This window comes from Methanoregula sp. (assembly GCF_049686655.1).
Lineage (GTDB): Archaea > Halobacteriota > Methanomicrobia > Methanomicrobiales > Methanospirillaceae > Methanoregula.
Genome location: NZ_JBAVIG010000012.1, coordinates 97,197 through 110,607, shown reverse-complemented (window position 1 = coordinate 110,607; position 13,411 = coordinate 97,197). Strand labels below are relative to the sequence as shown.

The 13,411-nt window shown below is 52.4% G+C and carries 16 protein-coding genes and 1 tRNA gene; 9 read left to right on the top strand and 8 right to left on the bottom strand.

Translation table 11 applies throughout. The annotated features are described in order from the left end of the window. Positions 1-246 precede the first annotated feature (246 nt). Positions 247-456: a hypothetical protein gene (locus tag WBL42_RS01600; RefSeq protein WP_424719513.1), complete on the top strand. Its 210-nt coding sequence runs from the start codon at positions 247-249 to the stop codon at positions 454-456. Between the two features lie 20 nt (positions 457-476). Here the strand turns inward: WBL42_RS01600 and WBL42_RS01595 are convergent, their stop codons facing one another. After that, the gene (locus WBL42_RS01595; RefSeq protein WP_424719512.1) at positions 477-1,334 is read right to left on the bottom strand and encodes a DNA-3-methyladenine glycosylase family protein; all 858 of its coding nucleotides are present in this window, start codon (positions 1,332-1,334) and stop codon (positions 477-479) included. 168 nt (positions 1,335-1,502) lie between these two features. On the opposite strand from WBL42_RS01595, the gene WBL42_RS01590 reads away from it, so the two are divergent. Both WBL42_RS01590 and WBL42_RS01585 read left to right on the top strand, forming a co-directional pair. Further along, positions 1,503-1,832 carry a hypothetical protein gene (locus WBL42_RS01590; RefSeq protein WP_424719511.1) on the top strand — a complete coding sequence of 110 codons (330 nt, stop codon included), beginning with the start codon at positions 1,503-1,505 and terminating at the stop codon, positions 1,830-1,832. 33 nt (positions 1,833-1,865) lie between these two features. Next, positions 1,866-2,360 (top strand): hypothetical protein, encoded by a 495-nt coding sequence (locus WBL42_RS01585; protein ID WP_424719510.1) that lies wholly within the window; start codon positions 1,866-1,868, stop codon positions 2,358-2,360. Positions 2,361-2,401: 41 nt separating this feature from the next. On the opposite strand, the gene nifB is transcribed toward WBL42_RS01585, so the two are convergent. After that, on the bottom strand, positions 2,402-3,295 hold the full coding sequence (nifB, locus tag WBL42_RS01580; RefSeq protein WP_424719509.1) for a nitrogenase cofactor biosynthesis protein NifB: 894 nt from the start codon (positions 3,293-3,295) through the stop codon (positions 2,402-2,404). 190 nt (positions 3,296-3,485) lie between these two features. Between nifB and WBL42_RS01575 the strand changes: the two genes are divergently transcribed. Next, a complete protein-coding gene (locus WBL42_RS01575) occupies positions 3,486-4,055 on the top strand; it encodes an FKBP-type peptidyl-prolyl cis-trans isomerase (RefSeq protein ID WP_424719508.1) in 570 nt (189 codons plus the stop codon). Positions 4,056-4,135: 80 nt separating this feature from the next. Here the strand turns inward: WBL42_RS01575 and WBL42_RS01570 are convergent. The 6 genes from WBL42_RS01570 to WBL42_RS01545 form a co-directional block, all read right to left on the bottom strand. Then, positions 4,136-4,209, bottom strand: a tRNA-Val gene (locus tag WBL42_RS01570). 244 nt (positions 4,210-4,453) lie between these two features. Continuing rightward, positions 4,454-5,350: a pyruvate synthase subunit PorB gene (porB, locus tag WBL42_RS01565; RefSeq protein WP_424719507.1), complete on the bottom strand. Its 897-nt coding sequence runs from the start codon at positions 5,348-5,350 to the stop codon at positions 4,454-4,456. A gap of 2 nt (positions 5,351-5,352) precedes the next feature. Then, positions 5,353-6,507 (bottom strand): pyruvate synthase subunit PorA, encoded by a 1,155-nt coding sequence (gene porA / locus WBL42_RS01560; RefSeq protein ID WP_424719506.1) that lies wholly within the window; start codon positions 6,505-6,507, stop codon positions 5,353-5,355. Next, positions 6,508-6,768 carry a 4Fe-4S binding protein gene (locus WBL42_RS01555; RefSeq protein ID WP_424719505.1) on the bottom strand — a complete coding sequence of 87 codons (261 nt, stop codon included), beginning with the start codon at positions 6,766-6,768 and terminating at the stop codon, positions 6,508-6,510. Further along, on the bottom strand, positions 6,768-7,310 hold the full coding sequence (locus tag WBL42_RS01550; protein WP_424719504.1) for a pyruvate ferredoxin oxidoreductase subunit gamma: 543 nt from the start codon (positions 7,308-7,310) through the stop codon (positions 6,768-6,770). The genes WBL42_RS01555 and WBL42_RS01550 overlap by 1 nt, the downstream gene beginning before the upstream one ends. Positions 7,311-7,351: 41 nt before the next feature. Then, positions 7,352-8,224, bottom strand: coding sequence for a methanogenesis marker 12 protein (locus WBL42_RS01545; protein WP_424719503.1), 873 nt, complete (start codon positions 8,222-8,224; stop codon positions 7,352-7,354). A 39-nt stretch (positions 8,225-8,263) separates the two neighbouring features. Here WBL42_RS01545 and WBL42_RS01540 point away from each other — a divergent pair, with 39 nt between their 5' ends. The 5 genes from WBL42_RS01540 (at position 8,264) to WBL42_RS01520 (ending at position 13,346) form a co-directional block, all read left to right on the top strand. Further along, on the top strand, positions 8,264-9,199 hold the full coding sequence (locus WBL42_RS01540; protein ID WP_424719502.1) for an NAD-dependent epimerase/dehydratase family protein: 936 nt from the start codon (positions 8,264-8,266) through the stop codon (positions 9,197-9,199). A gap of 8 nt (positions 9,200-9,207) precedes the next feature. After that, complete coding sequence (locus WBL42_RS01535) at positions 9,208-10,359, top strand: cofactor-independent phosphoglycerate mutase (RefSeq protein WP_424719501.1); 1,152 nt, start codon at positions 9,208-9,210, stop codon at positions 10,357-10,359. Positions 10,360-10,578: 219 nt separating this feature from the next. Further along, on the top strand, positions 10,579-11,703 hold the full coding sequence (locus WBL42_RS01530; RefSeq protein ID WP_424719500.1) for an ORC1-type DNA replication protein: 1,125 nt from the start codon (positions 10,579-10,581) through the stop codon (positions 11,701-11,703). A gap of 82 nt (positions 11,704-11,785) precedes the next feature. After that, positions 11,786-12,733: a methenyltetrahydromethanopterin cyclohydrolase gene (gene mch, locus WBL42_RS01525; protein ID WP_424719499.1), complete on the top strand. Its 948-nt coding sequence runs from the start codon at positions 11,786-11,788 to the stop codon at positions 12,731-12,733. Positions 12,734-12,968: 235 nt separating this feature from the next. Beyond that, a complete protein-coding gene (locus WBL42_RS01520) occupies positions 12,969-13,346 on the top strand; it encodes an ArsR family transcriptional regulator (RefSeq protein WP_424719498.1) in 378 nt (125 codons plus the stop codon). The last annotated feature ends 65 nt before the right edge of the window (positions 13,347-13,411 follow it).

The following is a 13,411-nucleotide window of genomic DNA, read 5'->3' as shown; positions in this document are numbered from 1 at the left end:
ATCAATTAACATCATTTAAGGTTTGCCTATTGTTTCAAAAAGTGAGATGAGAGTCCCAACCTTCTGATAAAATCGAAAGAAGAGGGAATAGACTGGCAGGACTGCATCAAAAAAACGGGATTCCGGGTACCGGATTTGTCTCTAAATTATGTCACACCTACTGAAAACTGCACAAAAATATATCCCCACTTCCGATATAACCAAGGCCAGTCCGGTTCGCCGGAATAACAAGGAGTTGGATAAACTATGCATGAACAGGGAACGGGCCCCGGCATGATGCAGCAGCACGAGATGATCATGGCCGAGATGTGGGATATGATGACCGATGACCAGAAAAAGAGCCTGATGAAGCGCATGATCGACGGGAAGATCATGATGAAAGAGGGCATGATCAAGCACTTCCAGTTCAAGATCGAGACCATGAAAATGGTCAAGAAGATGCTGGACGAGTGCTGAAAAACAGGGAACCCGGAATTTCACACTTTTTTACCTTCTCGTGCCCCGTACAGGTATTCCTGTGCATAGCCACAGTATTCCCCGAAATGCCCCTTTGCGAAACGGCGGATCACGTCGTATTCCCGGCTGGTCAGAGGTGAACCGGTTCTGAGCTCCGGGAGGTACTGCTGCTGCATTATCCGGCGGACCCAGACATCCACCGGAAAAGCCTCGTATTTCTGGAATGCAAAGAGAAGAATGCAGTCCGCCGCCTTGGGGCCGACCCCGGCACACTGCATCAGCTCGCGTCGGGCTTCTTCATACGGCATTGCAGATACCATTGCCTCCCATGCCTCCAGGTCATCTATCCGGCATGCGGTCTTAAACACATAGGGGGAGCGGTACCCGAGCTTGCACCCGTCCAGTGCGCTGCTGCCCTTGCAGGAAATGGCTGGAGGGTCAGGGAACGAATAATAGATCCCTTCATCAGTATCTATTGCCTTCCCGAATTGTTCTGCAAGGTGCGCGATGCGTTTTCGGATGGCCGGAATATTGGAATTCGTGGAACATATGTACGAGACCAGGCATTCCCATTTCGGCTGCCTGATCAACCGGAGCCCTTTGCAGGATGCAATTGCCTTATGAATAAAGGAGTCACGGTCAAAGGAAGCAATCACCGGCCCAAGATCCATATCAAGCGAAAAGTATTCCCGGATGAACTTTCCGGAAACCCCGTCAAACGTAAGTTTTCGGCCGTCCTGGCGTATACGGATCACAGAGTTTCCGATCACGCCGGTCCATGTACCGTCAGCGGCGCGGTTCCACCGGAACACCTGCCCGCAATCGAGTGTCTGGTCGAGCGAGAACGGCTGGCCGGAGGGGATAGTAAGGACTGGCATGAAAATTCACTCGGGCTACTTAGTTAGTATCAATTAAACGCCCCTGATTTTTAATGATCCTGTACCTGCAATCCCTGCATTTCTTATAAAAAATATTCCGGACAGTCCAAATGCTACTTTCGCATCGGAACGAATAACCTTTTAATATATAAATCAAAAGTTCTTGTCATGGAATTAACAGAAACCCTCAGGACATTTATTGAAGAAGGGCAGGACTGGGAACGCAAGCATACCTCGGTGAAAGGTGTCTCGATCATCCGCCTGCCAGCCACCAAGAACCGGCCTGCTTCCCTCGCAATTGATATCAACCCCGTGGGTTCTAACGGCCTCCCGATGAAGAAGAAAGGTATCATGATCATGAATGCAGCCGAGATCGCTGCATTCAGGGCCGCCTTCAACAACGAGAAAGTCGACAGCCTCATTGCCGCGCTCGAGGATGTACTCCCTGATCGCAAAGCGGCAGGCAAAACGGTAAAAACGGACGTCCTTCAGATCTAAAAAAATATGGTACCTGATATCCTGCACGGAGTGATGCATATAAGGGACTGGATCGTTGTATTGGTTGTTTTCCTTCTGGTGGTAGTAGCAGCAGCCGGGTGCCTTGGCGTCAGGACACTCCCTGTAGCTAAACCGACACCCCCCGCTGTCATGCTCGACTACCACCGGGTGGGTGGAATCGCCGGACTTGATGACCGTCTTGTAATCTTTGATAATGGTGCAGCAGTTTTTTCGAGCCGGACCCTCAGCCGGGAACTCTTACTGAACCAGACGGATCTTAATCGGATCACCGCGCTCTTCTCTGAGGCACAGTATTCCATGCTTGAGGGAAATTACACTTCATGGCAGGGAGGAGCAGACTTTATTCACTATACTGTTATGTATCACGGAAAAACAGTGAATACCGAAGATTCTGCCGTTCCCCCGTCACTTCAGCCTATTCTCGATGAGATGAACCGTATTATCAGCGAGGCGTCAAAGACCGAAGCCGCGGGTGAGCCGTTTGCGTCCCTGACGCCACAGACTTAATTTTAATCTAAACCGGATCGGTGGAACCGGCAATAAAAAAATTACTTGTTCTCATACATGCACGACTGGACATCGTGGCCGAGTTTGCCGATTGCATCCGCGCGGCAGCGCTGGCAGTGTCGCATCTGCTTTACATATTTCCCGCACTCGTCCTGCATCTTCCGCTTCATTTCAGGAGTAGGTGGGGCGATATTGGCGAACTTGTACTGGGAAATGAGAGGGATCAGGTTGAACGTATAAACCCCCATTTCTCCGACTTTCTTTGCAATGGCAGGGATATGGTCCTCGTTTATTCCCGGAATATAAACCGTGTTGATCTTGACGATCATGTTCCTCTTTACCGCCTCTTCGATACCTTTCATCTGCTGGGCGAGGAGAAGTTTTGCGCCTTCGAGCCCTTCGTAGCGCCTTCCCTTGTAGTCCACGAACTGGTAGATCTTTGCACCGATCTCCGGGTCGATCGCGTTGAGCGTCACCGTGATATTGCCTACATCGTATTCCTGCAGGAGGTCGATCTTGTCGGGGAGCAGGAGCCCGTTGGTGCTGATGCACTTGATCACGTTCGGGTACTGCTCGTGCAGGCGCCTGAGGGTCTCGAATGTCTCCTCGTTGGCGAGCGGATCGCCCGGCCCGGCAATTCCCACGACCTTGATGTAGTTGTACTTCTCCACGACTTTTTTGACCATCTCCATGGATTCGTCGGGGTTCAGTACCTTTGTCGTTACCCCGGGCCTGCTCTCGTTGACGCAGTCGAAGTCACGGATGCAGTAATTGCACTGGATATTGCATTTCGGGGCGACCGGAATATGGCACCTGCCGAAATTATGGCATGCCTTTTCGGAAAAACAGGGGTGCTCCTGGATCTTGCGCATCTGCGCCGGGTCCCACTGGATTTTTTTCCCTTGTACGTCTGCGATCCTCACTTCATCAGACATGGTGAACACCACTACATTCGTTCTGGAGGTATAAATACCGTGCAATTGTAGTAGCACTCCTGGTAGTACTTTCTGTGACAATTTCCCACGGTTTGACAAAAAACGAGTACAGGTTTGCTTTCCTTAGCTGCCAAACGAGAGGAAAAGACAAATGTATAATGGTCAAACGTTTATGGTACTGGTGGATAATATGAAGAAATCAGAGAAGGAGAAAGGGAAGGCTGCAGTAGCCATCCGCAATAAAAAATTGAAACAGTATGCGATGGTTGCAGCAGCTGTACTGGTTGTCCTTGCGGGCATTCTGTTTTATTTTTTCAACCCGTTTTTTGCAAAAACCGGCGATACTGTTGCAATCTATTATACCGGGACTCTTGATAACGGTACCATCATAGACTCAAACCTGAATTTAACACCCTTTGTATTTACCATAGGACAAACGGAGATCATTCCCTACGGCCTTCCGGATGCCGTAATTGGTATGCAGCAGAACGAGACCAAAACGGTAGTACTGCCACCGGAGAAGGCATTCGGTGTCTACCAGCCATCGCTTGTCCAGACGGTAAATCTTTCTTCGCTGCCCCCGAATACAACCTTTGTTGCGGGACAGCCTTATCAGGTAATACGGAAGTCCGATAATGCAGTCGCCCACGTTAAAATCATCAATGTGACACCCACCACGGTCACATGGGACGGTAATCCAGACCTGGCAGGTCAGAACCTCACCCTGAAGATCACGCTTGTGCAGATCGTGAGAAAATAACTTTTTTGCATGAATAACTGTGGCAATATTTAGCCGGATGTGAATTACTGGCTGTTTTATACACCTGATTTTAAAAACGATGGGCCCGGCCGGATTCGAACCGGCGACCTCCGCCGTGTAAGGGCGACGTCATAACCGACTAGACCACGAGCCCGGTAACTTACTAATGTCGACCTTGGGATTATTAACATTGTTGATTATCCTGCAGGAATGCGGGAGAAAAAACCAGAATAAAAATGGTCATCGTGAGAGAAAGATGCGAGGATCATCATCCTGTTTTTTCCATAGCAGAAATAATTCCATCTTCTCTCTTTTACGAGAGGTCGTGCTGCAGGATCATATTACCGTCCTGATGGTACAGATAAAAGGGGAACCCCCGGAAAAAATGATTTATTCGTTCATTCTTTCTTGAGTTTGATATCGATCCCGTACTTCTCGGCGTTCCGGTCTGCCATTGCCTGTATGGCAGCAATTTCCGCATCCTGCTGTTTTGGCTTGAACAGGTGGCGGAAGCGCTTCTGGGTCTTGAGATATTCAGTTACCGGTTTCCGGACAACCTTCTTTGCCCTGGTGATCTTGCCGTCGAGCATCTCGAAATTTACCCAGAGGCCGGTTTCGATGGCGAGCTTTGCGATAGCGATCGTCTGGTCACCTTCGAATCCCCAGCCGGTACAGCACGGTGCATGGACCTGGACGTAACAAGGGCCGGGTGTGTTTATGGCCTTCTCGACTTTCTGCATGAGGTCGGCAGGATAGGCTATGGATGCGGTTGCAACGTACGGGGCGCCGTGTGCCGCAAGGATCGCCGGCATATCCTTCTTGGGGCGTTTGTTGCCAAACGAGTGAGAGCCGGCCGGGCTTGTGGTGGTGCTGGCATCGTAGGGGGTTGCACCTGAGCGCTGGATGCCGGTGTTCATGTAAGCCTCGTTGTCGTAGCAGATGTACGTGAAATCGTGACCACGTTCGAAGGCACCGCTGATACAGATCATACCGATATCAAACGTTGCCCCGTCACCGGCCATGATTACGATCTTCTCTTTACGGCCCTGTTTTTTCAGCGCAGCCTCGATACCTGATGCAACCGCAGCGGCGTTCTCGAAAAGAGAGTGGATCCACGGGACTTTCCACGCTGTCTCAGGATACGGTGTGGAGAATACTTCCATGCATCCGGTGGAAGAGACGACAATCGTATCTGTCCCGGCCGCTTTTGTTACCAGCCGCGCGGCCAGTGCCGCTCCGCATCCGCCGCAGGCACGGTGGCCCGAGTCGAACAATTCGCATGTCTTGCATGCCATAATCAGAGCACCTCCTTGCGCAGGCCGATGAACTGGTCTCCCTGCCCCTTCTCGACCAGCGAGACGATCTCCCTTATTACCCTCTTTCTCACGTCACGGCCTCCAAGCCCGAGGATATACCCCTTGACCAGGATTGTGGAGTCATAGAGCGCGTCCTTCACTTCAAGCACCGTTGCTCCCTTTGCGCCAAGAGAGATGTTTTTGTCCAGGACGGCAACGCGTTTTGCTCTCTTAAGGAACATTGCCACTTCTTCTGTAGGGAATGGACGGAAGACACGGATCTTCAGCAGGCCGACCTTCTTGCCTTCGGCGCGCATCTCATCAATGGTATCTTTAACCGTGCCGCAGATCGATCCCATTGCTACGATAACCGTCTCTGCATCATCGAGCGAGTATCCCTCGACCGGAGCACTGTAATCCCTGCCAAAGAGCGTTTCGAATTCCTTTCCTGCTTTTGCAATGACATCTTTTGCCCCTTTGAGGGCCCTGTCGGTCTCGTACCGGAATTCGAGATAATACTCCGGCGTTGCGTACATCCCGAAACTGACCGGGTCTTTTGCATCGAGCCGCTCTGGCGGCGCAAACTTCGGGAGGTACTTATCTACGTCCTTCTGAGAGAGAGTGTCGACCGGTTCATACGTATGCGAGAGGATGAACCCATCGAAGCATACGAATGACGGGAGGAGGACTGCGGGATCTTCTGAAACGCGGTAAGCGATATAGTGGAGATCTGTAGCTTCCTGGTTATCCTCTGCATAGAACTGGAGCCAGCCGGAATCCCTAAGAGAGATGGAGTCCTGCTGGTCGTTCCAGATCGAGAGCGGGGCGCCCATGGCCCGGTTGGCAATGGACATGACGATGGGCAGCCGCATCCCGGCTGCATTGAAACAGACCTCAAACATCAGGGCAAGGCCCTGCGAAGTCGTGGCGGAGTATGCGCGCGAGCCTGCTGCGCTGGCACCCACGCAGGCCGAGAGGGCTGACAATTCATTTTCCACCGTAATATATTCGGCATCGAGCGTTCCGTTTGCAACAAAATCGGCCAATGCCTCAACAATATGGGTCTGGGGGGTGATTGGATATGCAGAAACCACCTGAGGGCGGCAGAGCCTGACAGCTTCCGCCACCGCATGTGACCCCTCGGTAATCTCCATCATTTACTTCTCCTCCTGTTTCATGGTGATCGCCTCTTTCGGGCACTCAGCGGCACAGATCCCGCAGCCTTTGCAGAACGAATAGTCCGGATCGAAGAACCCTTCTTCATCTTCGTGGACGCAGCCTTCGGGACAGAGGGTCTGGCACATACTGCATTTTGAACATTTTTCATGGTCGAATATGGGCTTGAAGACGCGCCACGAACCCGTCTTGTTATCCCCTGATTTTCCAGGCCGGGCACGACAACCAACAGCAAGTGCCATTATGCAGCCCCCTTGACGGTATTGAAAGCCTGGCGCGCTGCTTCTATATTCTTGGCCGCAAGTTCCTTTGGGAACCGGTGGATAAGCGCGTTCTCAAGTGCTGAGAACTGGATCTCACCCGTGGCTGCTGCGAACGCGCCCATCAGGGACGTATTGGTGATGGGCAATCCGAGGGCTTTGAGTGCGATGGATGTCGCATCAATCGTGATGAGTTTCACTCCTTCGGGCACCTTGTAATCCGGCATCTTCTCTGTGTTGACGATTACGATGCCGCCGGGTTTAACTCCCTGGAACACGTTGACGTCCTTGATCAGCGTGCTGTCCTGGACAATAATGTAATCCGGTTCGTAGACCTGGCTCCGGAGCCGGATCTTTTTGTCATTGAAACGGACAAACGCCTGCACCGGGGCCCCGCGCCGCTCGACACCGAATGCCGGGAAGGCCTGGGCAAAGACGCCGCCTTCAAAAGCGGCGACAGCAATTAGTTCGGCAGCAGTGACAGACCCCTGGCCACCCCTGCCGTGGATGCGTAGCTCTCTCAAGAAAAATCCCTAATAATCTTACATGATAAATCAATATAAATCTAGAGATCCACACCGAGACCCAGAATGTCCGTACTCCCCGAAAAGACCTCACGGGCAATTTTTGCGAGACCCCGGGAAGCGCACCATTCATCGTATACCGCCACCTCATCTCCCAGGAGTCGCCGGACTTCCGGCGCGATAACCGGCGCAAGGCTCCCGGCCAGGGCAACAGGTGCGCGGGGATTCAGGAGTCTCATCGCGGCACATTCCATGGCCACGAACAGGGCAATTGCAGGCAGGCGCTCTTCTTCGGGAAGGGAAAAATTCACGCCCGCGTGCTGGAACGCATCATTCGCTGTCCATTCCCCTGCATCGACTTTCCGGATTGCATCAACATCCAGCGCACCGTGGAGCGTCCCCGGGGCAAAGATGCAGGCATCGAATGCGCCGATCAGGTTTCCTGCGGAAACCAGCAGGGTGACTGTGTTTGAGCTGACATCCGAGACAATGAGATCGTCCCCAAGGCCCTCGCAGACCTCAAAAGCAATGCCGATCTTTTCCGGGCTGGTCTGGTGGGAGTAGGCCTTGAACCGGGGATCGATAGGTGAGCCCCGGTGGAGTCCGGGGATCGCGACAGCAGGGATCCCGCTCGCTGCTATTTCGTCAAAGACCTGTGTCCCTCCGCCAATATGCTTTCCCGCGCCCTCACGGCTCACAAGGCCACGGTTTTTTATTTTACCGATGCGGGTGATCTTTGAAAAATTGTCACCCATGGAATAACAGACAGCGATCCCCTCGATCTTATCGACCGGGCAGATACGGACAAGATCCGCAATAACAAATTCCTTTGCGGCTTCGCGCGAGATCTTGAACTCGCCTGTTTCCCCGGCGAACCGCATGGCGGTTGTGCCGTGATCGACACCTATGAACATAGCAGTAATCCTATAGCATGTATGACATATTAGGTATTGATGTTTGATGTGGTGACAGGCGGGGCCGGGTTTATCGGCTCGCATCTGGTTGACACCCTTGTTGCCCAAGGCAACGAGGTGCTTGTCATTGACTCCCTCTCTGCAGGGCGCCGCGAAACGATCGCCCGGCATATCGATGACTATAATGTCAGGTTTGTGCAGATGGACCTGCTGGATGATGGCTGGCAGGAACACATCGGAGGTGCAGACCGGCTGTTCCATCTTGCAGCAGATCCCGATGTCCGGCAGAGCGCTGTCAATCCGTATCCGACCCTGAAGAACAATATCCTGGCCACGTACCGGGTGCTCGAGGCCATGCGCCTGCACACTATTCCTGAACTGGTTTTCACCTCTACTTCCACAGTATACGGTGATGCGACAATTATCCCGACACCGGAGAATTATACACCTCTCGAACCAATCTCCGTGTACGGTGCGAGCAAGCTCGCGTGCGAAGCCCTGATCTCTTCGTACTGCTACTCTTTTGGCATGAAGGCCTGGATCTTCCGGTTTGCCAACATCATCGGTGCACGGAGTGGCCATGGTGTGATCACGGATTTCATCCGGAAACTCATCGAGAATCCTGACGAGCTGGAGATCCTCGGTGACGGGAAACAAACCAAGTCGTATCTCGAAGTGCATGAGTGTATAGCAGCAATGCTCTATGCCACCGGCAAGGCCCGGGGCACCGTCAACACATTCAATATCGGATCGGAGGACTGGATAGATGTGAAGAGTATCGCAGAGATCGTTACTGAGGAGATGCACCTCCCCGCAACGAAGTTCAGGTTTACCGGTGGAGAGCGTGGCTGGGTGGGTGATGTCCCAAAGATGCAGCTCTCAGTAGAGAAGATCAAGGGGCTCCGGTGGAAACCGCAGATCGGCTCACGGGAAAGTATCAGGCTCTCGGTCAGGGAACTACTGAAAGACCGGTGAGGTATTTTATGAAATACATCGTCGTTCTCGGAGATGGCATGGCGGACGAGCCGCTTGCCGAGTTGGGGGGAAAGACCCCCTTGGAATATGCGAAGATCCCTAATATGGACCGGCTGGCCAGAGAAGGCGGCTGTGGTATGCTGTCCACGATCCCTGACAGATTTGAGGCCGGCAGTGACATCGCGAACATGTCGATTCTTGGTTACGCCCCGGAAAAATACTACACCGGGCGGGGCCCTCTAGAGGCGTTGAGCATGGGGATTGACCTTGCGGCGGAAGATGTCGCGTACCGCTGCAATCTCGTAACCGTAAAGAATGAAATCATGACCGATTTCTCATCCGGCCACATCTCCAATGCGGAAGGAAAAGAGCTCTTCGCTTCGCTCCAGCTCGAAATTCCCGAGGTGATGGTCCGGGCCGGTGTCAGTTACCGGAACCTGCTGGTGGTCCGCGGTGGAAACGGGGTCACCTCCACGCCTCCACATGATATTGTGGAACAGGCGATAGCTCCCTACCTGCCCAAAGGAAGCGACGCGGAGCTGCTCCTGCGCTGTATGGACAAGAGCCGCGCGGTGTTCGCGAACCACCCGGTGAACCGTGCCCGTATTGCCGCTGGCAGACCCCCGGCAACCCAGATCTGGCCCTGGAGCGGGGGGCACAAGCCTGTGTTCCCGATGTTCGGGAAAAAGTACGGGAAAACCGGCGGGATCATATCTGCGGTGGACCTCCTCAACGGTATTGCCCGCTGCGCGGGAATGGAAGTCATTACGGTGCCGGGTGCCACCGGCTATCTGGATACGGATTATGAAGCCAAGGGGAAGTATGCGCTCGAAGCGATAAGGCATCTCGATTTCCTTTATCTTCACATCGAAGCACCTGATGAAGCCGGGCACCTTGGCAGTGTTGAAGAGAAGATCAGGGCGATCGAAAATGTGGACATGGTTGTCGGAATGATCCTTGACGGGTTCGATGGCATTGTTGCGGTGCTCCCGGATCATCCGACACCGATTCGCGTAAAGACTCATACCCGTGATCCAGTACCGTTCGTGGTAAGGGGGAAGGGAAAAGACGGCACTACTGTGTTCTCGGAAAAAGCGGCACAGACCGGCATGTTCGGCAGGAAAAACGCAGTGGAGTTCCTTGACTTCCTTTTCGCCTGAGTAGTGCGGCATCAGTCCCCTGCGTCATCATGGATCAGTGGGGGTAACTTTCATCATCTGCCGCACATAAGGCCCGTTTTTTGTTTCGCGTCTAGGGCGATATAGGTTTGTCCGCGACCACAAAACGCTTTTTGATAGCGATCCTATCTGATGTATAATTCTTGAAACCCTGCAAAAAAGCCAATGCAGTTAATACCGATCGCGTCGAGGTGTAGTGAGATGAAGAAAAACCTGCTTATGTGGGATGAGACCTTGTTCCGGGACCCTGAGGTACTGGAGATCGATTTCGTTCCCGAGCAGTTCGAGTTCAGGGACGACCAGATGCGTGAGCTAGCGTTCCAGATCAAGCCCGGGCTTCGTGGCGGCAGGCCGATGAATACGGCCTGCAAGGGCCTGCCCGGTACGGGAAAGACTACAAGCATCCGGAAATTGTTCCAGGAGATCGAGGAAACGACAAAAAAACTCGTCCCGGTCTACATTAACTGCCAGATTGACAATACCAAGTTCGCTGTCATCTCCCAAATATACAGGAAACTTGTCGGGCACCTCCCGCCCTCATCGGGCACTTCGTTCAAACAGGTCTTTGATGCCGTGGCCCGTCATCTGACGAAGGAAGAGATCGTCCTCCTCGTTGCACTCGATGATGCAAACTACCTCCTCTATGAGAACGAGATCAACAAGGTACTCTATACGCTGCTCCGCTCCCACGAGACGTACGAGGGAACTCGTATCGGCGTGATCGTTATTATTAGCGACATGGACGTGGACCTGTCCCGGGCTGTGGACGCACGGGTTGCATCGGTTTTCCGGCCTACTGAGATCTACTTCCCGCCTTATGGCGATCAGGAAGTCCGGGACATCATGAAGGCCCGCGTCACGCAGGGCCTTTTCACCGGAGTTCTCTCTGATGAACTGCTCAGCCTTGTCATCGGACAGACCCAGAAAAGCGGGGATCTCCGGGTTGGTATTGACTTGCTGAAGCGTGCAACCCTCAGCGCGGAACGGGCTGCCCGGCGCAGCATCGAACGTGACGACATATGCGGGGCATACGAGATCTCGAAGTACCTCCACCTCTCGTATACCGTGAAAACGCTCAAGGGGGAGGAGCGGCAGATTCTCAAATCCCTTGCCGAACGGAGCGTAAAAGAGCATGAGATGAATGCGGGGGATGTCTACAAAGCCTTCAAGGAGATGCAGGCCATCGGCTATACGCGCTTTTACGAGATCGTTAAGAAACTGGATGCAATGCGCCTCATCAACCTGCAGTACCGCGAAGGCAAAGGGAGGACGCGGATCATCACCCTCCGGTATGACCCGGTAAAAGTGCTCGATTATCTCGCATAGCCGGGTAACCCGACCCTGTTTCAATATTTGAAAAATCTTATCTATTTCCAGACCATCTGTAATAATGCAGGGGTTTTCTATAATGCTGAGTGTTAACGAACTGGCACTGGAAATATTTGATAATCTGGCAGATCTTGCCGAGGAATTTAACTGCGCATACCATGAACTGGACAATGGCGCACGTATCGTCGATTGCGGTGTGAGCGTCCGGGGCGGATACGCAGCGGGCAGGGCCTTCACCGAGATCTGCATGGGCGGTCTCGGGGAAGTCAACTTCCGGAATGGAGAGATCACGGGCATTCCGATGCCTTTCATCGATGTGAACACGGACTTCCCGTCCATTTCCTGTCTCGGCGCACAGAAGGCAGGATGGACCGTGAAGGTTGGCAATTATTTTGCGATGGGAAGCGGTCCGGCCAGAGCGCTCGCACTCAAGCCGAAGCACACCTTTGAAGTGATCGAGTACGAGGACGACTATGATTGTGCAGTTATCTGTCTCGAGAGTGATCACCTGCCTAACGCGGACGTCATGAACAAGATCGCTGAGGAATGCCATGTGGATGTGGCAAATGTCTGCGCAGTTGTCGCTCCAACTGCTTCGATGGTCGGCTCCATTCAGGTATCGGGGCGCTGTGTCGAGACCGCAATCTACAAGCTCAACGAACTCGGATTTGACACAAAGAAGATTATCTCCGCTATGGGTTCCGCCCCCATCCCACCGGTTAAGAAGGATGCAACCAGGGCAATGGGTACCACCAATGATGCAACCATTTACTATGGTCGGATATCACTGTCAATGAAGGCGCCCGAGATCAAGGACTATCTCGAGAAGATCCCGAGCAACAAGTCTAAGGGTTACGGTAAGCCGTTCTACGAGATCTTCAAGGAAGCCAAGTTCGACTTCTACCAGATCGATACATCGCTTTTCTCACCAGCTGAAGTGACCATCAACGAGCTCACCGATGGTGTTGTTTACCATGTCGGTGCAGTGAACCCTGAAGTGACCCTTAAATCCTTCGGGTACCAATAATTTTTTCCCATATTTTTTATTCTTTTGCCTGTATTCCGGAACATATTGTATCCCTTCCGCAGGTCATTTTTATGTTTCTTTTCCCGGTAAATGCTCCTCATATAATTATATCCGGTTAACATTCAGCCTCTCTTCGAAATTGTATCTTCCCGAGTAATCTGCGCGATCACTGCCTTTATGTAGCCCTACGGAATATATCTACAAAATTATTTCGTGAAAAATGTGGATGTGATGCATGAAGACAAAATCTGTGGTTTATTTCACTCAGAAAGAGGAGGAGCTTGTCCAGCTTCTCGTGGACATAGGGATCAGGAAAGTGACCGCAAAAGTGCTGGTATTCATGGCCGATACTCCTGAGGCTACATCGAGAGAGATCGAACGGGGAACGGATCTCCGTCAGCCGGAAGTCAGTATTGCCATGAATTACCTTTCTGAACAAGGCTGGATGTCCAGCAGGAAAAACAAGGCGGCAGGCAAGGGACGCCCACTGAAAATTTACCGGCTCGCAAAATCCTTTGCACAGATTATGCAAGTTATCGAGAAACAGAAGAAGGAAGAGGCAAAAAACCATCTTGAACTTGTGCAGAAACTCAGGTCCTATACCCCTCGTTGAAGGCACCGATCGCACTTACGATCTCCCTTCACCTGCCATATAATCAGCTTTTTTTGCTGATATGG

Bases quoted from the DNA above. Each gene is read 5' to 3' on its own strand.
- WBL42_RS01530 (WP_424719500.1), top strand. From the start codon at position 10,579: ATGAAGAAAAACCTGCTTATGTGGGATGAGACCTTGTTCCGGGACCCT.
- nifB (WP_424719509.1), bottom strand. From the start codon at position 3,295: ATGTCTGATGAAGTGAGGATCGCAGACGTACAAGGGAAAAAAATCCAG.
- WBL42_RS01535 (WP_424719501.1), top strand. From the start codon at position 9,208: ATGAAATACATCGTCGTTCTCGGAGATGGCATGGCGGACGAGCCGCTT.
- WBL42_RS01595 (WP_424719512.1), bottom strand. From the start codon at position 1,334: ATGCCAGTCCTTACTATCCCCTCCGGCCAGCCGTTCTCGCTCGACCAG.
- porA (WP_424719506.1), bottom strand. From the start codon at position 6,507: ATGATGGAGATTACCGAGGGGTCACATGCGGTGGCGGAAGCTGTCAGG.
- WBL42_RS01520 (WP_424719498.1), top strand. From the start codon at position 12,969: ATGAAGACAAAATCTGTGGTTTATTTCACTCAGAAAGAGGAGGAGCTT.
- WBL42_RS01575 (WP_424719508.1), top strand. From the start codon at position 3,486: ATGAAGAAATCAGAGAAGGAGAAAGGGAAGGCTGCAGTAGCCATCCGC.
- WBL42_RS01545 (WP_424719503.1), bottom strand. From the start codon at position 8,224: ATGTTCATAGGTGTCGATCACGGCACAACCGCCATGCGGTTCGCCGGG.
- WBL42_RS01540 (WP_424719502.1), top strand. From the start codon at position 8,264: ATGTTTGATGTGGTGACAGGCGGGGCCGGGTTTATCGGCTCGCATCTG.
- mch (WP_424719499.1), top strand. From the start codon at position 11,786: ATGCTGAGTGTTAACGAACTGGCACTGGAAATATTTGATAATCTGGCA.
- porB (WP_424719507.1), bottom strand. From the start codon at position 5,350: ATGGCATGCAAGACATGCGAATTGTTCGACTCGGGCCACCGTGCCTGC.
- WBL42_RS01555 (WP_424719505.1), bottom strand. From the start codon at position 6,768: ATGGCACTTGCTGTTGGTTGTCGTGCCCGGCCTGGAAAATCAGGGGAT.
- WBL42_RS01600 (WP_424719513.1), top strand. From the start codon at position 247: ATGCATGAACAGGGAACGGGCCCCGGCATGATGCAGCAGCACGAGATG.
- WBL42_RS01590 (WP_424719511.1), top strand. From the start codon at position 1,503: ATGGAATTAACAGAAACCCTCAGGACATTTATTGAAGAAGGGCAGGAC.
- WBL42_RS01585 (WP_424719510.1), top strand. From the start codon at position 1,866: ATGCATATAAGGGACTGGATCGTTGTATTGGTTGTTTTCCTTCTGGTG.